Origin of the sequence: Dongia sp., from assembly GCF_041918875.1 — a bacterium.
Lineage (GTDB): Bacteria > Pseudomonadota > Alphaproteobacteria > Dongiales > Dongiaceae > Dongia.
In genome coordinates, this window is record NZ_JAYRUV010000001.1 from 399,168 (window position 1) to 422,728 (window position 23,561).

24 protein-coding genes and 1 tRNA gene are annotated in these 23,561 nt (G+C 62.1%); 15 read left to right on the plus strand and 10 right to left on the minus strand.

All coding sequences use genetic code 11. The features are described 5' to 3' along the window. Positions 1-141 precede the first annotated feature (141 nt). From ACE3TY_RS01690 to ACE3TY_RS01710, 5 genes are all read left to right on the plus strand, one after another. Positions 142-996, plus strand: coding sequence for a hypothetical protein (locus ACE3TY_RS01690; protein ID WP_374650300.1), 855 nt, complete (start codon positions 142-144; stop codon positions 994-996). Positions 997-1,094: 98 nt separating this feature from the next. Next, complete coding sequence (locus ACE3TY_RS01695) at positions 1,095-1,697, plus strand: hypothetical protein (protein ID WP_374650302.1); 603 nt, start codon at positions 1,095-1,097, stop codon at positions 1,695-1,697. Next, positions 1,694-2,158 (plus strand): sterol desaturase family protein, encoded by a 465-nt coding sequence (locus ACE3TY_RS01700; RefSeq protein ID WP_374650304.1) that lies wholly within the window; start codon positions 1,694-1,696, stop codon positions 2,156-2,158. The genes ACE3TY_RS01695 and ACE3TY_RS01700 overlap by 4 nt, the downstream gene beginning before the upstream one ends. Next, a complete protein-coding gene (locus ACE3TY_RS01705; protein ID WP_374650306.1) occupies positions 2,151-3,620 on the plus strand; it encodes a class I SAM-dependent methyltransferase in 1,470 nt (489 codons plus the stop codon). The genes ACE3TY_RS01700 and ACE3TY_RS01705 overlap by 8 nt, the downstream gene beginning before the upstream one ends. A gap of 37 nt (positions 3,621-3,657) precedes the next feature. After that, a complete protein-coding gene (locus ACE3TY_RS01710) occupies positions 3,658-3,861 on the plus strand; it encodes a hypothetical protein (protein ID WP_374650308.1) in 204 nt (67 codons plus the stop codon). Positions 3,862-3,907: 46 nt separating this feature from the next. On the opposite strand, the gene ACE3TY_RS01715 is transcribed toward ACE3TY_RS01710, so the two are convergent. Then, positions 3,908-4,477, minus strand: a complete 570-nt coding sequence (locus tag ACE3TY_RS01715; protein WP_374650310.1) for a hypothetical protein — start codon at positions 4,475-4,477, stop codon at positions 3,908-3,910. Between the two features lie 376 nt (positions 4,478-4,853). Beyond that, positions 4,854-5,363, minus strand: coding sequence for a hypothetical protein (locus ACE3TY_RS01720; protein ID WP_374650312.1), 510 nt, complete (start codon positions 5,361-5,363; stop codon positions 4,854-4,856). 328 nt (positions 5,364-5,691) lie between these two features. Here ACE3TY_RS01720 and ACE3TY_RS01725 point away from each other — a divergent pair, with 328 nt between their 5' ends. Beyond that, positions 5,692-6,255, plus strand: a complete 564-nt coding sequence (locus ACE3TY_RS01725; protein ID WP_374650314.1) for a hypothetical protein — start codon at positions 5,692-5,694, stop codon at positions 6,253-6,255. A 31-nt stretch (positions 6,256-6,286) separates the two neighbouring features. Further along, entirely contained in the window at positions 6,287-6,820 is a 534-nt protein-coding gene (locus ACE3TY_RS01730) for a hypothetical protein (RefSeq protein WP_374650316.1), read from the plus strand. Between the two features lie 4 nt (positions 6,821-6,824). Here the strand turns inward: ACE3TY_RS01730 and ACE3TY_RS01735 are convergent, their stop codons facing one another. Next, complete coding sequence (locus ACE3TY_RS01735; protein WP_374650318.1) at positions 6,825-7,097, minus strand: hypothetical protein; 273 nt, start codon at positions 7,095-7,097, stop codon at positions 6,825-6,827. Between the two features lie 141 nt (positions 7,098-7,238). Here ACE3TY_RS01735 and ACE3TY_RS01740 point away from each other — a divergent pair, with 141 nt between their 5' ends. Then, entirely contained in the window at positions 7,239-8,243 is a 1,005-nt protein-coding gene (locus tag ACE3TY_RS01740; protein ID WP_374650320.1) for a DUF3800 domain-containing protein, read from the plus strand. Between the two features lie 7 nt (positions 8,244-8,250). Here ACE3TY_RS01740 and ACE3TY_RS01745 read toward each other — a convergent pair whose 3' ends face one another. The 3 genes from ACE3TY_RS01745 to ACE3TY_RS01755 all read right to left on the minus strand — a co-directional run bounded on the left by ACE3TY_RS01745 (position 8,251) and on the right by ACE3TY_RS01755 (position 9,898). Continuing rightward, positions 8,251-9,516: a tyrosine-type recombinase/integrase gene (locus ACE3TY_RS01745; RefSeq protein ID WP_374650322.1), complete on the minus strand. Its 1,266-nt coding sequence runs from the start codon at positions 9,514-9,516 to the stop codon at positions 8,251-8,253. Between the two features lie 4 nt (positions 9,517-9,520). Then, positions 9,521-9,700 (minus strand): hypothetical protein, encoded by a 180-nt coding sequence (locus tag ACE3TY_RS01750; RefSeq protein ID WP_374650324.1) that lies wholly within the window; start codon positions 9,698-9,700, stop codon positions 9,521-9,523. A gap of 121 nt (positions 9,701-9,821) precedes the next feature. Further along, positions 9,822-9,898, minus strand: a tRNA-Arg gene (locus ACE3TY_RS01755). 103 nt (positions 9,899-10,001) lie between these two features. Here ACE3TY_RS01755 and ACE3TY_RS01760 point away from each other — a divergent pair. Continuing rightward, positions 10,002-10,280 carry a DUF3572 family protein gene (locus ACE3TY_RS01760; RefSeq protein WP_374650326.1) on the plus strand — a complete coding sequence of 93 codons (279 nt, stop codon included), beginning with the start codon at positions 10,002-10,004 and terminating at the stop codon, positions 10,278-10,280. Between the two features lie 36 nt (positions 10,281-10,316). Here the strand turns inward: ACE3TY_RS01760 and ACE3TY_RS01765 are convergent, their stop codons facing one another. Together ACE3TY_RS01765 and ACE3TY_RS01770 are read right to left on the minus strand one after the other, a co-directional pair. Beyond that, on the minus strand, positions 10,317-11,291 hold the full coding sequence (locus tag ACE3TY_RS01765; protein WP_374650328.1) for an alpha/beta fold hydrolase: 975 nt from the start codon (positions 11,289-11,291) through the stop codon (positions 10,317-10,319). Continuing rightward, entirely contained in the window at positions 11,288-12,256 is a 969-nt protein-coding gene (locus ACE3TY_RS01770; RefSeq protein WP_374650330.1) for an ABC transporter ATP-binding protein, read from the minus strand. The genes ACE3TY_RS01765 and ACE3TY_RS01770 overlap by 4 nt, the downstream gene beginning before the upstream one ends. 85 nt (positions 12,257-12,341) lie before the next feature. Here ACE3TY_RS01770 and ACE3TY_RS01775 point away from each other — a divergent pair, with 85 nt between their 5' ends. Next, positions 12,342-12,518: a zinc-finger domain-containing protein gene (locus ACE3TY_RS01775; protein WP_374650332.1), complete on the plus strand. Its 177-nt coding sequence runs from the start codon at positions 12,342-12,344 to the stop codon at positions 12,516-12,518. Between the two features lie 15 nt (positions 12,519-12,533). Then, on the plus strand, positions 12,534-15,365 hold the full coding sequence (gene polA / locus ACE3TY_RS01780; protein ID WP_374650333.1) for a DNA polymerase I: 2,832 nt from the start codon (positions 12,534-12,536) through the stop codon (positions 15,363-15,365). Between the two features lie 171 nt (positions 15,366-15,536). Here the strand turns inward: polA and ACE3TY_RS01785 are convergent, their stop codons facing one another. Continuing rightward, on the minus strand, positions 15,537-16,235 hold the full coding sequence (locus ACE3TY_RS01785; RefSeq protein ID WP_374650335.1) for a lipid-binding SYLF domain-containing protein: 699 nt from the start codon (positions 16,233-16,235) through the stop codon (positions 15,537-15,539). A gap of 252 nt (positions 16,236-16,487) precedes the next feature. Further along, complete coding sequence (gene ubiG, locus ACE3TY_RS01790; RefSeq protein WP_374650337.1) at positions 16,488-17,288, minus strand: bifunctional 2-polyprenyl-6-hydroxyphenol methylase/3-demethylubiquinol 3-O-methyltransferase UbiG; 801 nt, start codon at positions 17,286-17,288, stop codon at positions 16,488-16,490. A gap of 206 nt (positions 17,289-17,494) precedes the next feature. On the opposite strand from ubiG, the gene ACE3TY_RS01795 reads away from it, so the two are divergent. The 4 genes from ACE3TY_RS01795 (at position 17,495) to ACE3TY_RS01810 (ending at position 23,469) form a co-directional block, all read left to right on the plus strand. After that, entirely contained in the window at positions 17,495-18,748 is a 1,254-nt protein-coding gene (locus ACE3TY_RS01795) for an aspartate kinase (RefSeq protein WP_374650338.1), read from the plus strand. A 24-nt stretch (positions 18,749-18,772) separates the two neighbouring features. Continuing rightward, positions 18,773-19,807 (plus strand): NAD(P)H-dependent flavin oxidoreductase, encoded by a 1,035-nt coding sequence (locus ACE3TY_RS01800; RefSeq protein ID WP_374650340.1) that lies wholly within the window; start codon positions 18,773-18,775, stop codon positions 19,805-19,807. Between the two features lie 9 nt (positions 19,808-19,816). Further along, the gene (gene ptsP, locus ACE3TY_RS01805) at positions 19,817-22,102 is read left to right on the plus strand and encodes a phosphoenolpyruvate--protein phosphotransferase (RefSeq protein ID WP_374650342.1); all 2,286 of its coding nucleotides are present in this window, start codon (positions 19,817-19,819) and stop codon (positions 22,100-22,102) included. 158 nt (positions 22,103-22,260) lie between these two features. Further along, positions 22,261-23,469: a helix-turn-helix domain-containing protein gene (locus ACE3TY_RS01810; protein WP_374650344.1), complete on the plus strand. Its 1,209-nt coding sequence runs from the start codon at positions 22,261-22,263 to the stop codon at positions 23,467-23,469. Positions 23,470-23,561: the final 92 nt, after the last annotated feature.

The window sequence follows — 23,561 nt, forward strand, 5'->3', positions numbered from 1 at the left end:
ATATCTTCCGCGTCGTGCCAGGTGTTTGGCCCCAGGCGATATCACGGACACGGGCCAATCGGAGACTGGCCCGTCTTGGAGACATGATCTGAAACAGCCTAGCCGCCAGAGAATAAGATGGATATGCGAGCCAGTAAGTAAATGAATGAACGACCGGAAACGGCGCCGCAGCGCCGCAAAAAGATGCGCTCCTCCAACAAAACGGCTCCGGGGTCCACCAAGAAGGTGGAACAAGTTGCACTTGAGCGCCGTAAGTCCTTGGTGATGTGGTCGGGTGGTCTTGATTCGACCTATGGTCTGATGCGCCTGCTGACAACCACGGATGACGATGTCTATGCACATCATATCCACCGTCAGGCACGTCATGATTCCGGGAGGAAGGCCGCGTTGACCTTGCCCTACGAGGCCGAGGCGATCGGGCGCATGACCCCCTGGATCAGGGCGCGATATCGTGGGTTCACATATTCGGAAAGCAATGTCGATATCACCGCTTTTCCCAAGTTCGCGCGCGACACGGCGACCTCCATGTTTTTTGCGGGGTTGGTGACGCGGCGCTACGGCTTCGGACCGCAGGACAGGATTCTGCTGTCGATGAACCGGGACGAAGACAGGGAATGGAACCCGGATTCGGAGAAGTATTGGTTCTTACGCATGATCACGTTGCAGACTCTGAAGCTCGTCTGGCAATCGGAGGAGGTGCCGGATGCCTTCCTCTGGGCACCGCCGCCCAGCAAGCAGGAGGAAATCGACTTTCTCCCGCCTGACTTGGTCGCCATGACGGCCAGTTGTCGCGATCCTAAGGCTGTCAAGGAATCGTCCACAGGTCTCTTGACCTGGCAGACCTGCGGCACCTGCGATGAGTGCAAGACCTTGTCCGGGGCACGCTACGGGGTGGCGGTTGACAAGTCGCTACCACGGCCTTTGCGATTGGAGAGGACGGTCCAGGCGATCTCCGGCACGAAGAGTCGTACTGGAGTGGAGGGTGCTAAAGAATGATAGGTGGCACCAAGACATTGCTTGAGGAGCGTCGCCCGCTACAGCAGCCGCTACCGAGTTCCAGTAAGGCGCCCCCATTGCTCGGGGATATGCGGCGCATGGTCGGGCATGAAGACTGTATCGGCGCGGATCCATCTATGCGGCAGCGGTTCCTCGGCTTGCGACGCCCGGAGAGTCGTCGCTATCCCGAGCGTTTGCTCGACGACAGTCGCGGCAATGCCATTCTCGCTTTGCTGGAGGCGGCGGGATGGGAGGCGATTGCCCTTGGTGATGATGCGGTGGTGTTTGCCGATGCGGACCGGGGCCAGGCCCTGCGCCTAGCGCAGAATGCCGGACCTTACAGCCAGTTCGTGGCGCTGGCGGTAGAGGCGCGGAGTCCGCATTTTCCCAAATTCCATCACCATGAATGGGATGGTCAATTGGCACTGAGCTGGGTTGAGTATCTGGAACTCTTGCCGATCAGCTATCCGAATTGGGCAGATATTGATCACGTGGCGGCCCTGGCGCACCGCTTGGCGGACGGTCGGCCGGGCAAGGGAATGGAGACAGACACCCACGCCCTGCAAGTGGCGGCCATCGCGCTCGGGTGCGGAGCCCGCGACGGATATTATGCCCTCGACCTTGGCGTCGACAACATCCTGCTGCGACCAGGTACCGGAGAGATCGTGTTCAACGATCCCTGGTGCCCTTGGGGGGAATGATGACGGCCCTTTCTCTCACCGCCGAGCAACTGGGCTATTTCCTGGTTTGGACCGGGCTGCTCTATGGCATTCATCGCCTGGCGCATCGCTGGGCACCCCTCTGGCAGCTCCACCGGGCGCACCATGAGGAAGTCTACGATGGCAGCTTCGAGTTCGCCTGGACCAATCTCCTCTTCATCTACGGGAGCTGGCGGACAACGCTCGATCAATGGCTTTGCGAGATTGTGCCCACCATCGCCTTTATCGCGGCCGTGCCCAGGGCCTGGCCGCTGGGCATTCTTTACCTTCTCGACAATATCTTTGCCGAGGGGATCACCGATCACAATCCCAGGATCAGCCCACCACTACTGGCGATGGGGCGTTACCACCTGGCGCACCACAAGAATTCGCGGGTAAATTTTGATGGCTTTACCCAGTTCTGGGACTGGGTGTTTCGGACAAGGTATCAGATACATGGCTAAGCCGACCGCGCCCAAACACCCGAAACGCAAGAAGGTGCAAAGCGGCTTTGCAGAGACGTATGACGATTGGTCGGAGCTCTACCAGTATCTCTATGCCGACCCGGAAACGGCCATCGCCGAGGCCAGGGCGGCCTTTGCGGCTGCCCTGGCTGATTTGCCCAAGGGTGCACGCGTGCTGGATGTTGGCTGTGGCGTCGGCTTCACCAGTGCTGCGTTAATGGACTTGGGATACAAGGTTGCGGGTATCGATCTCAGCTCAAAATCCATCAAGCGCGCTGAGGCGCTATGCCGGGGGCGCAACGGCGAACAACCCAGCTTTGTCGCCTCGGATGTCATGACACTGGCGGCGGATCACGGCTATGACGCGGTGGTGGCCATGGCGAGCCTCATTGGCCACGTCGCGAACCGTGAAGCGCAGGAATCACTTCTGGGCGCCTTCGTCGGCCAGCTACGCCTTGGCGGACGCCTGGTGCTCTCCAGCCACGACTATCAGAACCTGCTTGACCGTGAACCGGACGATGCAGTTTCCTCGGTTACCACGCTGGCCCATGCAGATGGCAGTCAGAGCTTGACCTTCCAGCGGCGCCAATGGCAAGGACGCCCGCGAGAGCGGCTGCATCTGTGCACCTACTTTATGATCCGGAACGGAACGGCGTTACACCAGGTATCGTTGCCAGCTCTGGCGACACCTCTTAGCGAGATCACCGAGGTATTGGCTGGACGAGGCCTCACCGACATCATCTGGCTCTATCCGGAGGCGACGGGCTATTACCAGCCGATCTGCGTGGGAGTCCTGCGTGCTGCGGCGGAGCTCGTCCCAGAACGGGCGCCAAAACGTCTGCTGGCATATCGGGCGCGGAAAGCTGATACCCGACCCATCCGTACGCTCCTTGCATGGTCCGGCGGCCCGGCCAGCACCTACGCGCTGCTCAAGACCCTCCATGAGACCACCGACGATGTCATGCTGCTCCATGTCCTGGCCAGCGACCGGGCGGATCGGCGGCCGAATGATAAGAGCCTAGGTGGGCATGGCTCGGCCAAAACCTTAGGACTTCTCCAGGAGATTCGAACTAAATCGCGTCCCTTTGAGATTGCGACCAGCATTATTGGTCCAGATCGTCTCAGCGAGATAACCGATTCCGCCAATGTCGTGGCGTATTTTGCCGCGCAGGCGGCGATGAGCTGGGAGCTCACGCGCTTTGACCGGATTCTGTTTGGGTCGCTCATTCGCCCAGGTTCGGCATTGTCTGCCCGCCCAGGTAACCCTTATCAGGATCGGCTGTTTCTTGCGCGGCAGATGGTGAAGACCATCATGCGCAGTGAAGATGCGCCGGAGGTGGCTGCTTATTCGCCGCGGCACCATAGTACGGCGGTGCAGGCATATCTCCAGGATCATCTTGGCGCCGATATTGCTGCGCGTGTTGTGGCGGAGTCCGAATTGTTGGCCGGGCATAGCCTCTGAAGCAGGCCGTGCGGCCGTGTTCATGGCGGTGCATCGTATGGAATGGATCGACTGTACCACCTTCGTCGGTGTTCGTCGTGATGAGCGTCGCCACTATTTGCGTGTGCGTTCAGATGTCATTTGCTTTGAGCTTGATCACAATAAATGTTTGCCGGAATCGTCAGGCGACCACGACAGCCGACAGTTTGTGGTTCTGCCGAGGTTTATCCCGATGCTGACGCCAGCGGGCCATGCCCAATAACGAGAATTCGATATGACGCAGAAGTGCGGTCCTGGGTGACCACGGCTTAAGCCAGCGCCGAAATAGTCTCGACTTCTTCCGGCAGCACAAGCGCCAGAAATCTGGCGACCTCGCGCCTGGCATCGGGTCCAGCGCGGTGCGGGTGAGGAAAACGACCGTTGATTTGTTCGACCAGGCTCTGCGCCCATGCTGGAGTCAGTTTCGAAAGAGCGGCGGCCATAGCTTCCAACTGCCTGCTGTCATGCAACTCGAATTCCTGCCGAACTCCGGTGTCATGGAAAAGCTGCTTCAACCAATCGCCATCGCTTACCGGGTTATCTGACAACACCTGCTTTCCGGCACAAATCCGATTGATCTCGCGCGCCGCTTCCGCCGCATCAATGCCCTGATCGAAAAGTTCCTGCAATTGAATTCCATGAATGAGCTCTGATGCAATCGACCAGTCCGTCCACCGCTCTAACGGCTTCACGAGAAAGCTATCGGCCACAAGGTCGGCGGCACACCACCCGATTTCGATGGGGAAGCTATCTACGCTGAGCGATGACGCTTCGACATCCAGCCAAATGTAACTCGGAAACAACCCGACGAATTCAGCTCCAGTCAACAATCTCTCCATGCTCCTGGCGCCATTTTGCCCAAGCGGATTCTAACGCATCGGCCGCCTCGGGGGAGCCCCAGATCGGCGTGCCGTATGCCAGCCAGTGCGGATATTTGTGCGGCTCTGGGCCGGACTTCGTATTCCGAATGAGCTGGTGATATGGCTCGCGGGGGACCGAAGATCGTGCTGGAACGGGTGCCACGGCGACTGGCGTTGAGACGGTGCCACGCAGGGGAAGGGCAGGGCGCCAGGCCTTGGTTTTGGCGAGAAGGGACATTGGGTGGCTCCTGAGTTTGGTGTCGGTTTACGGAAGCCGGAGGCGATAGCTCGATCCCCCCGGTTTCCATCAAACGACATTTCCTCATCATCAATGGGAGATGTGCTTGTCGGTGTGTTACGCGGCCATCTGGGTTTCGTGCGACATCGCCGGAGCCGAGGTACGGATGGCGATCTTCGCGGCTTTGGCAGCACGCTTGGCTTCACGGGCAATCTTGCGATCGGCTTTTGCCTTGGCCTTTGCTGCGCGGGCGGTTTCTTTTGCGATCAGCGCGCGCTGGCGATCAGACAGCGTGTAGATATCGATCACGCGGGCTTTCGGACGCTGTGAGATGCGCTCCACTGCAGTGAGATACCAGCCGTGCTCGCCGCGCTGAATGCGGACCCATGTTGTTGCAATCGACCACTTGTAAGCCTTGGAATCTGCACCGCCGTCGGCGTACTCGCGCTTCGCACCGACCATGCTTGATGTCGACAGGCCAGATTCAGAGAGATGCTTTTCTGCGTCTGCGGCGATCTCAGTGATCAAGAGAGATGCCGAGACATCATTCTGACCGCGCCCCGTCTGCACAGTGCGAAGTGCTGCATTGAGAGCGTCGTCGTTGTCGGCGTGAATGAAGATTTTCATGACTTGGGTTCCTTATTTTCTCTTTCGTCGGCCGCGTTATTGCGCCGACACATATAAAGATTGAGTCGATCATCGCCGCCGTCAAGCACGCGCCGACAACTCATGTCGCCAAGAATGTTGACAGCACTAGGCAGGCTTAGTTTTCAACTCAAAATACAGCGCGGTTATTTTTCATTTTGTTTGTTCGTTGGGGATTTCTGTCGGCGGAATTGGCGATCTATCGGCGGAATTGGCGGCGATTTGTGCCTTGCAATGGGCGGCGGAATCTTTGTGTGCAGCGGTCGGCGGGGAGGCTGATCGCATGGATAGACACAAGGAGATTCACATCATGAACGACCGCCTAGACATTACCCTCTACCGCGCAAAGCGCATTGGTCTCTTCTTCGTAAAATGCGTGGCTTACCCCATCGGCTCGATCGTCGGGATATATGACATCAGCGACTTCACCCGCGGCACTGCCGACAATGAGGAGCGTGCCGACCTGCGCGCTCTGTCCGCCTCTCCGGCATTCATAAGGCAGCTTGGCCGCGAGCCTGAGATTGCAGCGTGGCTGCACATTTGCGCTTACCCGGTCAACAGGAAATACATCGATCTCAGCAAGCTCGCGCCATCGGTAAGAATCTGGACGATGGTTCTGACCGACGCAGAGCGAAAGAAGCTCATCGAAGCTGGCATGGAGCTGGCGATGCAGCATGCGAAAGGCCAGGTGAAAATTGATGGCGTAAGGCAGCCGCGTGAATTCCGCCACCGTCCGATGAATGAGAAGGCGCCGCTGATCATTGATCATCGTCGAGTTCTCGATGATTGCTATCGCGGACCACGACCGTCGGCAGAACCATCGGCCGATCTGTCGGCGGATTTGGTTCCTTGCAGCCACCAGCCTTATCTCTGAATCACCACCCGATAGAACAAGGAGAATTCAAATGTTCCGCACCATCGTCAGAATCGTCAAATCCACCGTCGCGGCTGCTTTCAAAGCCATGCGCCGCGCAGCCCTCATCGCCGCTGGCGCCGTCGGTGGCATCTTTGAAAGCTTCTTTGGCCGCGAGGTAAGTTTGCCGGAGCCAGACCAGGTGATCTACGATGTCGAGCAGCTTGAAGCCGAACACCTCGCCCACGAACTGCAGCAGGTCGACAAGCTGGCGCCTCGTGACCCTCGCGCCCTGGCTTACCGTTTCATCTGCGCGGACAACATCAAACGTGCGGCCATGGACCTCAGCGCAATGTCCCCCGACTTGCAGTCATGGGTCTCCCGCTTGACCGCTGCAGAAGCTCTTCTCGTGCGTAAAGCGGGTCTCGAAAACATGCTGCGCCATGTTGACGGCAAGAAGCAGATTGCGGGCGTTCCGGCTGTGAAGCCCCGCAAGTCCGTCGCGGATTACACGCAGCGTGAGCAGGTCGACAACGACCTTGGTCAGGACCTCGGTTTCGATCCGAGCATGCGGCTGGCGATGTAAGCGATCAGCACTCGCGCAGGATTTCCAACTCGACCTGCGCGAGTGCGAGCTGATCACGAAGGGACTGGATTTCCAGCGCTTGGCGAGCCGCCCTCCGCTCCGCCTTTGTGGCCCTTTGAGTCATGCGGTCGAGGGCAATGCTCCAGCGGTGGACGGTCGACAGAGCCTGTTGATGAGCGACGGCGTTGTCCACGGCTTTGCTTGCAACCAATCCAAGTCCGACGAGGCCGCCAGAAACCATGCCGACCGTGAATCCCGATTGCGCCATTGAAGACATCTGAAACCCTCCTGAGTGCCTAACGGTACCAAGTAGATCCGATTTCCGGGATCTCAAGAGTCGGCATGCAAAATAGTTGTCGCGGCTGGCAGATTTCGTCTGCAAATTGTGCTAGATCTTATTCAAACAGGTGGCCTCGGCATGCACATTTACATCGACGAGTCAGGGACCTTCCTTCCCGCTCCTGGGAAGGACGTTTCATTCTCTTGCGTCGGCGCCGTTGCCATAGCAGGGCGGAACTTCGGACGCCTTGAGGCTGACTTTTCTAAGCTGAGCGCGACATGGCCAAAGGAAAACGGCGAGATCAAGGGAAAGCTGCTGAACGAACCTGAGATCGCCGATCTCTGCAAATTGCTCGCATCTTATCGGGTAATTCTAGAAGCCGTAGTGATCGACATGAACTGGCACACGGAAGGGGAAATTGATTATCACCAGAAACGGCAAGCAGAAGAAATCATGGAGCATGCCGACGACACCCTTCATCCCTCGATGATCGCGACAATGAAGTCTCTACAAGAGACATGTCTTCGGCTACCGCGACAGCTCTATGTCCAGCAGGTCCTACTCACCACGCTAACGTGGGAAATCTTGGAGAAGGCCATGCTCTTCTGGGTCCAGCGCTGGCCCGGCGAACTTGCTAAGTTCCTATGGGTGATCGACGCAAAGGACAAGACGCCAACCGAATATGAGAAATGGTGGCATATGTGTGTGAAGCCGTTTCTTCAGGCCCAGTCGGTTGATCGACCATTCACGTTTCTAAAGGGGGCGGACTACTCCGCTTTTCACCGCAACTTTCCAGCTCGACCTGTACCAAAGCACCTCCCGAGGCCGGAGGGAAACACCACCGCGAGGCGATCGCATGGCAGTGACTTCGGAAAAATTCTGAACCGGGATCTGGTTTTCGGCCAATCTCATCAGTACATCGGATTGCAGATAGCCGACATTCTCACCAATGCGCTGAGGCGCGCTCTATCCGGAAGGCTGCAGCCCGAAGGATGGCTGCCGATCAGAAATCTATTGATCCGAGGAAAGACTGCGGGCATTCGCTATATTGGGCTTACTCGGAACCGGGTTGATCCTTCGTGGGTGGGTGATCCGGTCCCCCGCATGTTGGCAAAGGGAATGCTAGTCATGGTACCGGAGTGAGCTTTGTTCATTCAGCTTGCTTCAAAGCTTCAAGCTCAGCCGTGGCCCGCGCGATTTCTCTTTCGAGTCTGGCCCGTAGTTCCTTTTGATTTTCCAGCACACTGAGAACCGAGATCTTATCAAGCTCATCTGCCAGCCAAGACGGACGAAGGTTGGCATATCTCTTCAGTGTCTTGGGATCCTGGAAGCCAATCTGAGTCATGACGGCGGTATCCGACATTCCGGCTTCGATCAAAGAAGCCGCACGCTCGTGGCGAGTATCGTGGAACCGAAAGAACTCTACTTCGGCACGTTTCCTTGCACGCTCAAATGCCCCCTTCAATGCATCACTTGACATCGGGAATACAGGACCATCGTTCGATGGTCCTCGCGGTAGTGCATCAAGGATCTTGAGGGCGGCCTTGGTCAGGCCAATTTTGTAACTGCGCGGGTTTTCCGGGGAACGAGACGTTTTTGCTTCGCGGATGTGGGCTGATCGTTCAGTGAAGTCGATGTCGGACCACTTCAGGTTCAGCAGAGATCCTCGGCGCTGCCCTGTTTCAAGTGCGAATTCGACGATGGGTCCCAGAAACCTGTTTCTGGTTTTGTCGGAATAGCACTCCTCGATCACCTTTCTGACCAGCTCGGGCGCAAGACGACTCCACCGCTCATCTTTAACGACCGGGCGTTTGACGCGATCCGGATCAAGAGGATTGATCGCCAACCCGGTCTCGAATTTCCGGTAGTCCAGGACGCGCATCAGGGTGTCGAGTTCCTTCTTAACTGTGCCTGGCGCGATCGGCCTCAGCGGTTTTGGAGGAGCCTTCGCTTCAGCCGCGTTCTTCCGTTTCTCGCCGTCTTTCCGCCGCTTCGGTTGAAAATCGGCCTGGGGTTTATAGCGGCCGCGGCCACCCTCTTTCCCGCGGGTCGCAAACTGTTTGAGACGACGGTTGCGATAGTCCTCGAACATAGCGGAAGTCAGGTTCGCAAGTGAATGTGCGCAAAGAGCCTTCTCTTCATTTAGGAAGCGCTGAAGGCGTGATTTCTCGGATGCGACTGAGGACTTGCCGGGCCGAAGCTCGGTCACGTTTTCAATGTACGCGGAGATGTGATCCGCCAACGTGGTCTTCTTTGCCAACTTCCGGCTTACATGGGTGCCAGCATCCATATCGGCGACGGTCTTCGCCTCGAAGGCCTTCGCCTCTCTTTCCGTCGAGAAGGTCTGCCGCACCTTCGGGAAGCCGATTCGGATGATGACGACCTGAAACTGGTGTGGACCGCGATTACGGATCATCGAGTCAGGCCTTCTTTGTGATCCAGCTACCCTGGTTCATGGCGAGCTCAACCTCCGCAGCCCATGCCTTAGCTTCTTTCAACGTGTCGAAGGTCTGCGCCACTGGTGACCAGCCTTGCTTCCGAATACGAGCTTCGAATTTGCTTCTCCCATCCTTTGTCGTGCGAACGCGAATTGAGGCCATGGCTATTCTCCTTGAACCATCACTCTAGATTTCAATGTGCCAAAAATGTGCCAATAAATCGTAAATCGGCCCGAGATATTCGGAGTCGATTTTCTAACTGATTGATTTTCTTGAAGAAAAGTGGCGCACCCGATACGATTCGAACGTACGACCTTTGCCTTCGGAGGGCAACGCTCTATCCAGCTGAGCTACGGGTGCATGCCGTCTTGGATGGGGCGGAACATAGCTGTGGGGCGGGCGGAGGGCAAGTCCCGGGTAGTGGATTGCGCCAAGACTGGAAATCGGTGTTAGAATGCTCCCTATGCTCTTGAAATCGCCCAAATCCCCACCGCCGGATCCGGAGGCATTGGCGCTCCAGGCGCTGGCCTTCCTGACCGCGGACGAGGACCGGCTGAGCCGGTTCCTGGGGCTCACGGGGCTGCAGGGCGGGCAGCTGCGCGAGATCGCGCGCGACCCAAACGGGCTGGGGGCGGTGCTCGATTATCTGCTGGGCTTCGAGCCCCTGCTGCTGGAATTCGCGGCCGAGATCGCGGTCGATCCGGCCATCATCGCCAGCCAGCGCCGCAAGCTGCCAGCGTGACGTTTATTCTACATTGTAGAATATGACTTGACCGATTCAGGGCCCGAAATCGGCCCCGGAGGGCAGTTTGGCGGCCGGATCGCGGATCCAGGCGGCGATATCGTCGTAGATCGTCCGCGCCTGCAGATCGCGGAGCATCATGTGATGCGCCCGGCCATAGAAAGCGACCCGCCCGGCCTCGGGCGGCAGCTTGGGAAGCTGGTTCAGGAAGCCGGCGACCGAGCTGCCGGTGAGGATGTCCTCCCGCCCGCCGAACATGATCAGCCAGCGGGGGCTCGGCCCCAGCCGGGCGCCGGCATCGAAGGCCTCGGTCATCAGCTCGACCAGGCCGAAGGCGGTGTCGACGCGGGTCGCCTTGATGATGTTCGGATCGCGCCACATCTGGCGCAGCATGTAGTGATTGCTCGAGGCTTCGCGGTAGACGCCGCGCGGCTGCACCCTGGCGCCGGGGATCGTCGCCATGGCGATATCGAACAGCGAACGGTTGATGGGAGCCTGCACCTGCCAGCCCCAGATCGCGGGGGCGGCGAGGATGACACCGTCGACCGGCATCTCGACATGGCGCGTGATGGCGGCGAGCATGACGGCAGCGCCCATGCTTTCGCCCAGCAGATAGAGAGGTTTATCCGGATGCGCGGCCTTGGCGAGCTTCGCGGCCGCCGCAAGATCGGCCACCATCTGGTCGGTGCCGGCCCAGAGGCCCCGTTGCGGCGATCCGCCGAAGCCGCGCTGGTCGAAGGCATAGACGGCAAAGCCTCGCCGCGCCAAGCCCTTGCCGGGCGCATCGAAGGCGCGGCGGTAATCGTTGAAGCCGTGAAGTGCCACGATCGAGGCTTCGAGCGGTTTGTCCCAGGGCAGCCAGATGCGCATCGGCAGATCGGCGCCGTCGGCGGTATGGAAGGCCTTGGTCGTGAAATGGGGCGTATCGACCGGCGGGCCGATCCGCTGCCATTGCGGCGCGCAGCCAGCCAGCAGGACGAGGAGGCCGAGGCTGGCGAGAAGCCGCATCATGAAGCGGGCTGGCGCCGCGTCAGTTCGAGGAAGATGTCCTCGAGATCGGATTCAACGGTGGAGAGGTCGGCGATATCGAGATCGGTGCGGCGGATCGCATCGAGGATGGCGCCGACTTTCATCTGGCTTGGCCGGTAGTGGAGCTTCAGCCGCCGCGGACCCTGCAATTGCGGGGTAAACTCGGCCAGGGCCGCCGGCACTTCGGCGAGGTCGGCGGCGAGCGTGAGGACGACTTCCTTGCGGTCCAGGCGGCTGACCAGTGTCGCCGTCGGTTCGCAGGCGATGACCTTGCCATGATTGATGATGGCGATGTTGTCGCACAGCTCCTCGGCTTCCTCGAGATAGTGCGTGGTGAGCAGCACGGTGACGCCGGCCTTGTTGAGCTCGCGCACATAGACCCAGAGCTGCTGCCGCAGTTCCACATCGACGCCGGCGGTGGGCTCGTCGAGTACCAGCACCGGCGGATTGTGCACCATGGCCTTGGCCACCATCAGGCGCCGCCGCATGCCGCCCGAAAGCGTGCGTGCATAAGACCCAGCCTTGTCGCCCAGCGACAGCGCTTCCAAGAGTTCCATGCTGCGCCGTTCGGCCTTGGGCACGCCATACATGCCGGCCTGCAGATCGAGGAGATCCTTGGGCGTGAAGAAGGGATCGATATTGAGCTCCTGCGGCACCACGCCGATCGCCGCCGCCGCGTGCCTGGGATCGGCGTCGAGATCGATGTCCCAGATTCTTACGGACCCTTCCGTCTTGCGGACCAGTTGCGCCAGGATGTTGATCAGCGTCGATTTGCCGGCGCCGTTGGGCCCCAGCAGGCCGAAGATGCCACCGCGCGGAATGGCGAGATCGACATGGTCGAGGGCGAGCTTGGGCGTCCGGTTGGCCTTGTCGCCGGCATAGACCTTGACCAGCCCCTTGATCGAGACGGCGAGGTCGGGGAGGGCGGCACTTTGCTGCGGGATCATGTTCGGACGTCGCGGGATTGATTCAAAGCTGTGGCCTGCCTATCATTGCGGCATGTGAAGCGTCAATCTCAAGCCGAGTAACCCTATGAAATCCATTGAAACCCAGACCGTCACCGAAACCCGTATCGCCTGCGACGGCGGGGGCGACCCGTCGGGGCACCCCCGGGTCTTCCTCAATCTGGGCAAGGAGGGGCACGCGGAATGCCCCTATTGCGGCAAGAAGTTCGTGCTCAAAGAGGGTGCCGCAGCCGGTGCGCACTGAGCGCGTGGCCAACTGATGTCCGCCACCGCCGCCAAGCCGGACCATGTCTATCTCATCGACGGGTCGGGCTATATCTTCCGGGCCTTCCATGCCCTGCCGCCGCTGACGCGCAGCGACGGCACGCCGGTCAATGCCGTGCTGGGCTTCACCAACATGCTGCTGAAGCTGATCGAGGATTCGGACGCGGAGTATATCGCGGTCATCTTCGATGCGGGCCGCAAGACCTTCCGCAACGAGATCTATGCCGAATACAAGGCGCACCGGCCGGAGGCGCCGCCCGAGCTCGTCCCGCAATTCGCCCTCATCCGCGAAGCGACGCGGGCTTTCAATGTCTCGGCCATCGAAATGCCGGGCTATGAGGCCGACGATCTGCTGGCGACCTATGCGACGCAGGCGGCGAAACAAGGGCACGAAGTCACCATCGTTTCGTCCGACAAGGATCTGATGCAGCTGGTGGGCGAGCATATCGCGCTCTTCGACCCGATGAAGAACCGCAAGATCGGGCGCGACGAGGTGATCGAGAAGTTCGGCGTGCCGCCGGAAAAGGTGATCGACATCCAGTCCCTGGCCGGGGATTCCTCGGACAATGTGCCGGGGGTGCCGGGCATCGGCCTCAAGACCGCCGCGGAACTCATCACGACTTACGGCGATCTCGACACGCTGCTGGCGCGCGCGGCTGAGATCAAGCAGCCCAAGCGCCGCGAAAACCTGCTGGGCAATGCCGAGCTGGCGCGCATCAGCCGCGACCTCGTCACCCTGAAGCGGGACGTACCGGTCGAGGTGCCGCTCGCCGATTTCGCCAAGCGCGCCATCGACGGCGCCGCGATGGACTTCCTGGTCAAGAACGAATTCCGCTCGCTCGCCGCGAAATTGAATGCGCGGCTGGGCGAAGCCGCGATCAAATCGGCGCGGACATCCGCCGCCGCGCCGGCCGCCGCCGCGCCCACGGCGCCGGCGGGACTTGCCCCAGGTTCCGTTCCCGTCTTCTCGGCCAGGATCGGCGACGGCTATGAGCTGGTCCAGGACGAGGCGGCGCTGGAAAAATGGATCGCACTCGCCAGCAAGGCGGGAGCGCTTGCCTTCGATATCGAGACCACGTCACTGAATGTGAACGAGGCAAAGCTCGTTGGCATGTCGCTGGCGACCGAGGCCGGGCGCGCCTGCTATGTGCCCGTGGGCCATGTCGGCACCACGGGCGATCTGCTGGGCGACGGGGCGGCAGCGCCCAGGCAGATTCCGCTGGCGCGCGCGCTGGAATTGCTGAAGCCGCTGCTGGAAGATCCGGCGGTCTTGAAGATCGGGCACAATATCAAATACGACATGGCGGTGATGGCGCGTTACGGCGTGGCGATCGCGCCGATCGACGATTCCATGCTGATTTCCTATGTGCTGGAAGGGGGCGCCCACGGCCATGGCATGGACGAGCTTTCGGAACTCCATCTCGGGCACAGCACCATCAAGTTCAACGATGTCGCGGGCAGCGGCAAATCGCAGGTGACGTTCGATCACGTGCCCCTCGACAAGGCGCTGGCCTATGCGGCGGAGGATGCCGATGTCACCTGGCGCCTTCACGAGACGCTGAAGCCGCGCCTCATCGCCGAGCGGCTGGCGACGATCTACGAGACCATCGAGCGGCCGCTGATACCCGTGGTGGCGCGGATGGAACGCGACGGCGTCAAGATCGACGCCACGGAACTTGGCCGTCTCGCCCAGGATTTCGCCAAGCGCATGGGCGAGATCGAGCGCGAGATACATGCCATCGCCGGGACCGAGTTCAATGTCGGCTCGCCCAAGCAATTGGGCGAGATCCTGTTCGACCAGCTGAAACTGCCCGGCGGCAAGAAGGGCAAGACCGGTGCCTATGCGACCGGCGCCGACGTGCTGGAAGAACTGACGGTGAGTTCGGGCCATCCGCTGCCGCAGAAGGTGCTGGATTGGCGCCAGCTCTCGAAATTGAAAAGCACCTATGCCGACGCGCTGCCGCTGGCGATCAATCCGGAAACGGGGCGCGTGCACACCTCGTTCGCGCTGGCGGCCACATCCACGGGCCGCCTCGCTTCGACCGATCCCAATCTGCAGAACATCCCCATCCGCACCGAGGAGGGCAGGAAAATCCGGAGGGCTTTCGTGGCGGAGCCGGGCAACATCCTGCTCTCGGTCGATTACAGCCAGATCGAGTTGCGCCTTGCCGCCGAAATGGCCGAGATCGAGCCCTTGAAACAGGCCTTCCGCGAAGGCGCCGATATTCACGCGATGACGGCTTCCCAGGTGTTCGGCGTGCCCATCGAAGGCATGGACCCGATGGTGCGAAGGCAGGCCAAGGCCATCAATTTCGGCATCATCTACGGCATCTCGGCCTTTGGCCTCGCGCAGCAGCTCAGCATTCCGCAGGGCGAGGCCAAGGCCTATATCGACGCCTATTTCAAGCGCTATCCCGGTATCCGCGACTATATGGAGCGAATGAAGAAATTCGCGCGCGAGAAGGGCTATGTCGAGACGCTGTTCGGCCGGCGCTGCCATGTGCCGGGCATCAACGACAAGAACCCGGCCAGGCGGTCCTTCATGGAACGCGCCGCCATCAACGCGCCCTTGCAGGGGACGGCCGCCGACATCATCAAGCGCGCCATGATCCGCATGCCTTCCGCTTTCGCCGAGGCCGGATTGAAGGGCCGCATGCTCCTCCAGGTGCATGATGAACTGCTGTTCGAAGTGCCGCTGGCGGAAAAGGACGAATCAGCGCGCGTGGCGCGGTCGGTGATGGAAGGGGCGCATCTGCCGGCGAGGGAAATCTCGGTGCCGCTGATTGCCGATGCCGGCACGGGCATGAACTGGGCCGAGGCGCATTAGCGGCGGGCAGCCGTCGCTTGTGGCCCCCCACCCAACCCTCCCCCCTGAAGGTGGGAGGGCTTTCCAACCGAATTTGCGCCGATCGCCTCGCTCAAGAACCTCCCACCTTCAGGGGGGAGGCAGGAGGGGGGCGCGAGTGACGGGTGGTCGCCCGCTAGACAATCTCTCCACTCAATAAGGCGACAGCGCGTTCACCAGGTCCTTGGTGTTGGGGTTGGAGACCTTGCGGTCGATGACGATGTGCTGGGGCAGGGTGCCGGCGCCGTAATAGGCGGCGTTCCAGTCGTTCTTCCTCAGGATTCCGGCGCCGTTGAAGCTGACGCCGCCGAAGAGGCCGGCGGTCTTGGCGAAGGTGTAGACGTCGGCGTCGAGGTTGGTCGTCGTGTTGGCGCCGACACCCTTGCCGATCGGGCCGGCCGCGATCGACATGTCGCCGCCGAATTTCATCTGGTCGTTGAGCACGGCCTGAAGGGCCTTGTCGCTCATGATGGTGAAGATCGATTCCGAGGATTGCCCGCCGATCTGGAGGCCCACCGACCCCGCGGCCAGCGTGTAGAAGGCCGGCTGGCTCCAGCCCTGGCTGGGGTCGCGCACCATGAGGACGCCGTTGCCGCCTTCGCCGCCGATGACGAAGCCCGCCTTGAAGATGTCCGGGAAGATCATCACGGCCTTGGCGCGCTTCAGATATCCCGGCAGCTCGCCGAATTCGTAGGAGCCGATCAGCTTTTCGAAGGTGATGCGGGACTTGTCGATCAGCTCCTGCTGCTGCGTCAGCGCCTGAGCCGGTGTCAGCAGGGCGGGCGCCATCGGGCCGAAGGCGATGCCCATGGTCAGGGCCGCAAGAGCCGTCAGTTTGCGCAAAAGATTCATGCCTCATCTCCTCGTCGATGCGGGGGCCTATCAAAACGCCGGCCGCCGCCCTGGGTTCCCGGATGCCTGCCACAAGTGTTAACGCGTGCCGCGACTCGGGAGCGGATCAGAGTCACAGATAAACCGGGCGGAGTCGGGCTGCAATCCGGCTCACGGAAGGTTGAGGTGCGGTTCGTTTGGAGGGAGTCATCGGTTGCGGCCCCCCACCCGACCTCCCCCCTGAAGGTGGGAGGGTTGGGTGGGGGGCCGCGCTCAGCCTCGCTTTGCCACCGCCATGTAGTTGACGTCGAGGTCGCGGCTCAGATGGAACGTGTCCTTCAGCGGGTTGTAGCTGACGCCGGTGAGTTCGGTGAGGTTGAGGCCGTGGTGGCGCAGGCCTCGGGCCATTTCGGAGGGGCGCAGGAAGCGGTTCCACTGATGCGTGCCCTTGGGCAGCCAGCGCAGGACATATTCGGCGCCGACGATGGCCATGGCGTAGCTCTTCATCGTCCGCGACATGGTGGCGAGGAACATGATGCCGCCGGGCTTCAGCAGCTTGGCGCAGGCATCGAGGAAGGCGTCGACATCGGCCACATGCTCGACGATCTCCATCGCCAGCAGGATGTCGAAGCGGGCCCCTTGCGCGACGAGGTCTTCGGCGGCGCAGTTGAGATAGGTCGCCTTGATGCCGGCCTGCTCGGCGTGGTGGCGCGCCACCTCGACATTGCGCGGCGTGGCGTCGACGCCGACGGCGCCGGCCCCAAGCCGCGCCATGGGTTCGGTGAGGAGCCCGCCGCCGCTGCCGATATCGAGCAGGGTCAGGCCCGCGAGGGGCGCCGGATCCTCGGCATCGCGGCCGAAATGGGCGGCGGCGCGGTCGCGGATGAAGGCGATGCGGACCGGGTTGAGGCGGTGGAGCGGCCGGAACTTGCCGGTGGGATCCCACCAGGCCTCGGCCATGGCGGCGAATTTCTCGATCTCGGCCCGGTCCACGGTCGAACGCGGGGGCGTGCCTAAATTTTCGCCAGTGGCGCCGGCCTCGTGGGCAGTGCTGGCAGCCGGTCCCGGAACCATGAGGATAACCCTTCAACTATCTGAATCAGGCGATTGAATAACAGGCCGGGAATCGGGCGGGAATGCTTGCGTCCGCGGCCTTGGTTCAGTATGGATACGCCCGCCCGGCAAAACAAGATTTCACCCGCCACTATTTCGCGCTCCCCGAATGCAAGCGGGCGAGGTCATATTTTCCCGGTTAGTCGAAGGTTTAGGGGCATTTCCCGATGAGCGTGAGCGAACGGCAGAGCGGGTCCAGGAAGACCCGGATCGTGATGAAATTCGGCGGCACCTCGGTTGCGAATATCGAGCGCATTAAATCGGTCGCCCTTCGCGTCAAACGGGAAGTCGATGCGGGACATGAAGTCGCAGTGGTGGTTTCGGCCATGTCCGGCGTCACCAACCAGCTGGTCGACTGGTGCAAGGAACTGGCGCCGCTGCACGATGCGCGCGAGTACGACACGGTGGTGGCGAGCGGAGAGCAGGTGACCTGCGGCCTGACCGCCATCGCGCTCCAGGAACTGGGCGTCAATGCGCGCTCGTGGCTGGGCTGGCAGGCGCCGATCGTCACCGACGACGCGCACGGCAAGGCCCGCATCGTCAGGATCGCTTCGGAGGAACTCGACAAGCGTTTCGCGCAAGGGCAGGTCGCGGTCTTCGCCGGCTTCCAGGGCGTGGGCCCGGATAACCGGGTGACGACACTCGGCCGCGGCGGGTCCGACACCTCGGCGGTGGCGATCGCGGCGGCGATCAAGGCCGACCGCTGCGACATCTTCACCGATGTCGACGGCGTCTACACGACCGATCCCAGGATCGTCGCCAAGGCGCAGAAACTGGATAAGATCACCTATGAGGAAATGCTGGAGATGGCGTCGCTGGGCGCCAAGGTCCTGCAGACCCGCTCGGTGGAAATGGCGATGAAGCACCGCGTGCGCGTGCAGGTCCTCTCCAGCTTCGAGGACAAGCCCGGAACGCTGGTGGTGGACGAGGAAGAGATCATGGAAAAGGAACTGGTGAGCGGCATCGCCTACAGCCGCGACGAAGCGAAGATCACGCTGACGCGCGTGGCCGACAAGCCGGGCGTGGCCGCGGGCATCTTCGGGCCGCTCACGGACGCCAACATCAATGTCGACATGATCGTCCAGAACATCTCGGAAGACGGCAAGACCACCGACATGACCTTCACCGTGTCGAAGGGCGATTTCGACCGCGCGCTCCGGGTGCTGGAAGGCAGCCGCAACACGCTCGATTTCAAGGAGCTCATCTCCGACAGGAATGTGGTGAAGGTCTCGGTCGTCGGTGTCGGCATGCGCTCCCACGCCGGCATCGCGCAGCGCATGTTCAAGGCGCTGGCCGAGAAGGGCATCAACATCCAGGTCATCTCGACCTCCGAGATCAAGATCAGCGTGCTGGTGGCCGAGGAATATACCGAACTCGCGGTACGCGCCTTGCATACCGCTTACGGACTCGACGCCGAATAGGCCGACACAGAGGGGAGCCCGAGCATGGACCGAGCCCACGCGATCGCTCATCTCGACGCGCTGTGGCAGCGTGGCCGGGATTTCCTCGGCACGCGCTATGCCATCATGGGCGGCGCCATGACCTGGGTCTCCGAGCGCAATCTCGTCTCGGCCATCTCCAATGCGGGGGGCTTCGGCGTCATCGCCTCGGGCTCGATGCCACCCCACATCCTCGAGGCGGAACTGAAGGCCACCCGGGCGCTCACCGACGCGCCCTTCGGCGTCAACCTCATCACGCTGCACCCGCAGCTCGATCAGCTCATCGACGTCTGCCTGGACTTGAGGATGTCGCATATCGTGCTGGCGGGCGGGTTGCCGCCGGGCGGCGCCTTGAAGAAGATCAGGCTCGGCGGCGCAAAGGCGGTGTGCTTCGCGCCGGCCGTGGCGCTGGCCAGGAAGCTGGTGAAATCGGGTGCCGACGCCATCGTCATCGAGGGCATGGAAGCGGGCGGCCATATCGGCCCGGTCTCGACCAGCGTGCTGGCGCAGGAGATCCTGCCGGCCATCACCGAGGTGCCGGTGTTCGTGGCGGGCGGCATCGGCCGCGGCCAGGCGATGCTGGGCTATCTGGAGATGGGTGCCTCGGGCGTGCAATTGGGCACGCGCTTCGTCTGCGCCACGGAATCGATCGCGCATCCCAAGTTCAAGCTGGCCTTCATCCGGGGTGCCGCGCGCGACGCGGTGCCGTCGACCCAGATCGACCCTCGCTTCCCGGTCATCCCGGTGCGGGCGCTCGCCAACGAAGGCACCAGGAAGTTCATGGAAATGCAGCGCCAGGTGATCGAGCGCTTCAATGCGGGCGAGCTCGACCAGAAGGCGGCGCAGCTCGAGATCGAGCATTTCTGGGCGGGCGCCCTGCGCCGCGCCGTCATCGATGGCGATGTCGAGACGGGCTCGGTCATGGCCGGCCAGTCGGTCGGCATGGTGACCAGGGAAGAGCCGACAGCGGACATCATCCGCGATTTCATCGACGGGGCGCTGGCGGCCCTTGCCGATCGTAGACACCTATCGCAGGGGTAACGGAGCGAGATGACGCAGCAGGGCGGCGCCTCGGGTGGTGATCTGACGGGCGCTCGGCTGTTGCTCAAGCGCATCCGCACCACGATGGCGCGCAACCTGCCGGCGCAGCGCCGGCTGGACGAGGTGGTGCGCACCATCGCCGGCGCCATGGTGGCCGAAGTCTGCTCGGTCTATGTGCTGCGCGCCGGCGAGGTCCTCGAACTCTTTGCGACCGAGGGCTTGAAGGCCGAAGCCGTCCACTTGACGCGCCTCAGAGTCGGCGAGGGCCTGGTCGGCGACATCGCCAGCCACGCGCGGCCGCTGGCGCTGGCCGACGCCCAGCATCACCCGCAATTCGCCTACCGTCCGGAGACCGGCGAAGAGCTCTATCAGTCCTTCATGGGCGTGCCGGTATTGCGCTCGGGCCGGGTGCTCGGCGTGCTCGTCGTCCAGAACAAGACGCGGCGGCACTATACGGAAGAAGAAGTCGAGACGATGGAGACCGTCGCCATGGTGGTGGCGGAACTCGTCGCCGGCGGCGAACTGATCGGACGCGAGGAACTGACCCCCGTCACCGGCATCGGCGTGCTGCCGGAGCGCCTCGATGCGCAGGTGCTGGCGCCGGGCCTGGCGCTGGGCACGGCGGTGCTACATCAGCCCGACATCCAGCTCACGCAATTGGTGGCCGAAGAGCCCTTGAAGGAAATCGAGCGCCTCGACGACGCCTTCACCTCGATGAAGCTGGCGCTCGACGAACTGCTGACCGAGGAGGACGGCGCCGGCGGCGGCGAGCATCGCGAGGTGCTGGAAACCTATCGCATGCTGGCCGAGGATCGCGGCTGGGCCAACCGCATCATCGAGGCGATCGAGACCGGCCTCACGGCGGAAGCCGCCGTGCAGAAGGTGCAAAACGACATGCGCGCAAGGATGCGCGACATCCAGGATCCTTACTTGCGCGAGCGCCTCTCGGATCTCGACGATCTCAACAACCGCCTGCTGCGGCATCTGCTGGGAATCCAGGAATTGCCGGCGGCGCGCGATCTGCCGGACAACGCGATCCTGGTCGCGCGCAACATGGGGCCGGCGGAACTGCTCGACTACGACCGCAGGCGCCTCAAGGGCGTGGTGCTGGAGGAGGGGACGGCGAGCTCGCATGTCGCCATCGTCGCGCGCGCGCTCGACATCCCGCTGCTCGGCCATTGCGCGAACCTGATGAGCAAGGTGCAGGCGGGAGACTCGCTGGTGCTCGACGGCGAGAACGAGCAGGTCTTCCTGCGCCCGTCGGAAGATATCCTGCAGAGCTTCGCCCTCAGCATGAATGCGCTGCGGGCGCGCCAGGTGGCCTATGCCGCCGACCGCGACCTGCCCACGATCACGAAGGACGGCGTCGCAATCCAGCTGATGATCAATGCCGGACTGCTCATCGACGTGCCGCAGATGAATGTGACGGGCGCCGCCGGAATCGGCCTCTACCGGACCGAAGTCACCTTCATGGTGGCTCATTCCTTCCCCGATGTGGCCCGTCAGCGCGACGTCTATGCGCGCGTGCTCGATGTGGCGGAAGGGCGGCCTGTCATCTTCCGCACGCTCGACATCGGCTCGGACAAGGTGCTGCCCTACTGGCATCGCGATGCCGAAGAGAATCCGGCGATGGGGTGGCGCGCGCTCAGGATCTCGCTCGACCGGCCGGCGATGCTGCGCCAGCAATTGCGCGCGATGATCCTCGCCGCCGGCGGCCGCGCGCTCAACGTCATGTTCCCGATGGTGTCGCTGGTCGAGGAGTTCGATGACGCCAAGGAAATTCTCGTGCTGGAACTGCAGCGCGCGGAAGAGAAGGGCAATGCGCTGCCGGAATCGGTGAAGGTCGGCGCGATGTTCGAAGTGCCGGCACTGTTCTGGCAATTGGAGGAGATGCTGGAGCGCGTCGACTTCCTTTCGATCGGCAGCAACGACCTGGCGCAGTTCGTCTTCGCCGCCGACCGTGGCAACGCGCAGCTGCAGGGGCGTTACGACAATCTGTCGCCGGCCTTCCAGCGATTGATCGGCGGCGTGATCGACGCCGGCACGCGCTACAAGAAGCCGATCAGCGTCTGCGGCGAGATGGCGGGCGATCCGATCGATGCGATGGCGTTGCTGGCCCTGGGGCTGCGCACTCTCTCCGTGGCGCCCCCGGCAATCGGCCCCTTGCGGGCAATGATCCGGAGCCTCGACCTGGTCAAGTTGCAGGCGTATGTGGCGGCCCTGGGCATCCAAAAGGGGCCGGATATGCGCTCGTCGCTGCGGGCCTTCGCCCGCGATCACGGCGTCGCCCTCTAGCGCGGCAATCGTACCTCCGTGTGTGTTTTTGCGCTTCTGACCAATGTTGGAGCTTAAAGGCGATTGCGATTGAACTTCGACGAAGATATATAAGTAGTTGACTCGGCGTGGCCTTTTGAAGCCGGCCACGACCTTGCGGGCGGTAACCAGGATCGCTAATGGCCAGTCGTAAAGTGGGAATGTTCGGGGTTGAGCCGAACGAGTTCATCGATGATCGCAACGAAGATGGGGTTGCGGCCCTCTTGCGCCGACGCCGCGAGGAGCTGGGGCGGGACGTTGCCACCGTCGCCCGGCAGCTCCGCATCCGTGCCGTCTATATTTCTGCCATCGAGGAAGGCCGCCTGCAGGATCTGCCAGGAACGGCCTATGCCGTGGGCTTCGTGCGCGCTTATGCCGATTATCTGGGCCTCGACGGCAACAGCGTGGTGGGCGATTACCGCGACGAGCTGGCCCGGCGCTCGCGCCAGAACCAGCTGATCTGGCCGGTCGACCAGGTCGAACACAAGCATTTCCCGGGCGGAATCGTCCTCCTGGTCAGCCTGGTAATCCTCGGCGCCCTCTATGGCGGCTGGTACATGGCCTCGCGGCCGGGTGGGACGGGGATCGAGCTGATCGACCAAGTCCCTGAATTCATGAAGAAACAGACGACCGACGGCAGCACGGAAGGGGCCGTTCCGGCCGATGGCGGGCAGTCGGATACCGCAAGCCAGGCCAGCAGCACGCCCTCCAGCGCCCAGGCCTCGCAGGCGCCCGCGCCGGCCGCGGCCGCCAATCCGGTTCCGGCCACGCCGGCTGCCTCGGCAGCAGCTCCGGTGGCGGATGAAACCGCCAGCGCCGCAGCGCAGACGTCAGCGGGTGAAGCGCCAGTGGATGAGGTGTCGGCAACCAGTGAAGCCACGGCGGCGGCTGCCATTGCGGCAGCGACTCCCCTTCCGGCGGCGGCCCCGGGGTCCGAACCGGTGGCTTCCGCAGTGCAGGCGGCTGCGGCTGAGGCGCCGGTTGTCGGGACGCCGGTGGTGAATCAGCTGGCGGAGAATCAGACGGCGGCCTTGCCTGCAGCCTCGGCGGCGGCAGAAGCGGAGGTTACGGCAGCCTCGGCGGCAGCACCTGGCAAGCGCATCGTCCTGCGCGCCACGAAGGATTCATGGGTCGAGATATTCGATGCCAATGAAGAGATCGTCCTGCAGCGGATCCTGCGCGCCGGCGAGACTTTCGCCGTGCCGGATCAGCCGGGCTTGACCATGAATACCGGCAATGCCGGCGGCGTGGTCATCGAACTCGACGGCAAGGCCCGTCCGGCCCTGGGTTCGGTCGGTGTGGTCAAGCGTGGCGTAAAGCTCGATCCAGCGGTACTGGACGGTCAATAAGCCTTTGAAATAACCGGGCATTTTCCCGCGCAACACAACGCGCGGGCAGGTGCCGGGGCTTGATCTTTTGGCCCGGGCGGCGCATGTTCAGG

What these genes read in the sequence shown, in the direction of transcription:
- ACE3TY_RS01720 (WP_374650312.1), bottom strand. Translation starts at nt 5,363, where the DNA reads ATGAAAATCTTCATTCACGCCGACAACGACGACGCTCTCAATGCAGCA.
- ACE3TY_RS01765 (WP_374650328.1), bottom strand. Translation starts at nt 11,291, where the DNA reads ATGATGCGGCTTCTCGCCAGCCTCGGCCTCCTCGTCCTGCTGGCTGGC.
- ACE3TY_RS01770 (WP_374650330.1), bottom strand. Translation starts at nt 12,256, where the DNA reads ATGATCCCGCAGCAAAGTGCCGCCCTCCCCGACCTCGCCGTCTCGATC.
- ACE3TY_RS01795 (WP_374650338.1), top strand. Translation starts at nt 17,495, where the DNA reads ATGAGCGTGAGCGAACGGCAGAGCGGGTCCAGGAAGACCCGGATCGTG.
- ACE3TY_RS01695 (WP_374650302.1), top strand. Translation starts at nt 1,095, where the DNA reads ATGGTCGGGCATGAAGACTGTATCGGCGCGGATCCATCTATGCGGCAG.
- ACE3TY_RS01700 (WP_374650304.1), top strand. Translation starts at nt 1,694, where the DNA reads ATGATGACGGCCCTTTCTCTCACCGCCGAGCAACTGGGCTATTTCCTG.
- ACE3TY_RS01690 (WP_374650300.1), top strand. Translation starts at nt 142, where the DNA reads ATGAATGAACGACCGGAAACGGCGCCGCAGCGCCGCAAAAAGATGCGC.
- ACE3TY_RS01715 (WP_374650310.1), bottom strand. Translation starts at nt 4,477, where the DNA reads ATGGAGAGATTGTTGACTGGAGCTGAATTCGTCGGGTTGTTTCCGAGT.
- ACE3TY_RS01750 (WP_374650324.1), bottom strand. Translation starts at nt 9,700, where the DNA reads ATGGCCTCAATTCGCGTTCGCACGACAAAGGATGGGAGAAGCAAATTC.
- ACE3TY_RS01735 (WP_374650318.1), bottom strand. Translation starts at nt 7,097, where the DNA reads ATGTCTTCAATGGCGCAATCGGGATTCACGGTCGGCATGGTTTCTGGC.
- ACE3TY_RS01800 (WP_374650340.1), top strand. Translation starts at nt 18,773, where the DNA reads ATGGACCGAGCCCACGCGATCGCTCATCTCGACGCGCTGTGGCAGCGT.
- polA (WP_374650333.1), top strand. Translation starts at nt 12,534, where the DNA reads ATGTCCGCCACCGCCGCCAAGCCGGACCATGTCTATCTCATCGACGGG.
- ACE3TY_RS01710 (WP_374650308.1), top strand. Translation starts at nt 3,658, where the DNA reads ATGGAATGGATCGACTGTACCACCTTCGTCGGTGTTCGTCGTGATGAG.
- ACE3TY_RS01745 (WP_374650322.1), bottom strand. Translation starts at nt 9,516, where the DNA reads ATGATCCGTAATCGCGGTCCACACCAGTTTCAGGTCGTCATCATCCGA.
- ACE3TY_RS01775 (WP_374650332.1), top strand. Translation starts at nt 12,342, where the DNA reads ATGAAATCCATTGAAACCCAGACCGTCACCGAAACCCGTATCGCCTGC.
- ACE3TY_RS01785 (WP_374650335.1), bottom strand. Translation starts at nt 16,235, where the DNA reads ATGAATCTTTTGCGCAAACTGACGGCTCTTGCGGCCCTGACCATGGGC.
- ACE3TY_RS01740 (WP_374650320.1), top strand. Translation starts at nt 7,239, where the DNA reads ATGCACATTTACATCGACGAGTCAGGGACCTTCCTTCCCGCTCCTGGG.
- ACE3TY_RS01760 (WP_374650326.1), top strand. Translation starts at nt 10,002, where the DNA reads ATGCTCTTGAAATCGCCCAAATCCCCACCGCCGGATCCGGAGGCATTG.
- ACE3TY_RS01810 (WP_374650344.1), top strand. Translation starts at nt 22,261, where the DNA reads ATGGCCAGTCGTAAAGTGGGAATGTTCGGGGTTGAGCCGAACGAGTTC.
- ACE3TY_RS01725 (WP_374650314.1), top strand. Translation starts at nt 5,692, where the DNA reads ATGAACGACCGCCTAGACATTACCCTCTACCGCGCAAAGCGCATTGGT.
- ACE3TY_RS01730 (WP_374650316.1), top strand. Translation starts at nt 6,287, where the DNA reads ATGTTCCGCACCATCGTCAGAATCGTCAAATCCACCGTCGCGGCTGCT.
- ubiG (WP_374650337.1), bottom strand. Translation starts at nt 17,288, where the DNA reads ATGGTTCCGGGACCGGCTGCCAGCACTGCCCACGAGGCCGGCGCCACT.
- ptsP (WP_374650342.1), top strand. Translation starts at nt 19,817, where the DNA reads ATGACGCAGCAGGGCGGCGCCTCGGGTGGTGATCTGACGGGCGCTCGG.
- ACE3TY_RS01705 (WP_374650306.1), top strand. Translation starts at nt 2,151, where the DNA reads ATGGCTAAGCCGACCGCGCCCAAACACCCGAAACGCAAGAAGGTGCAA.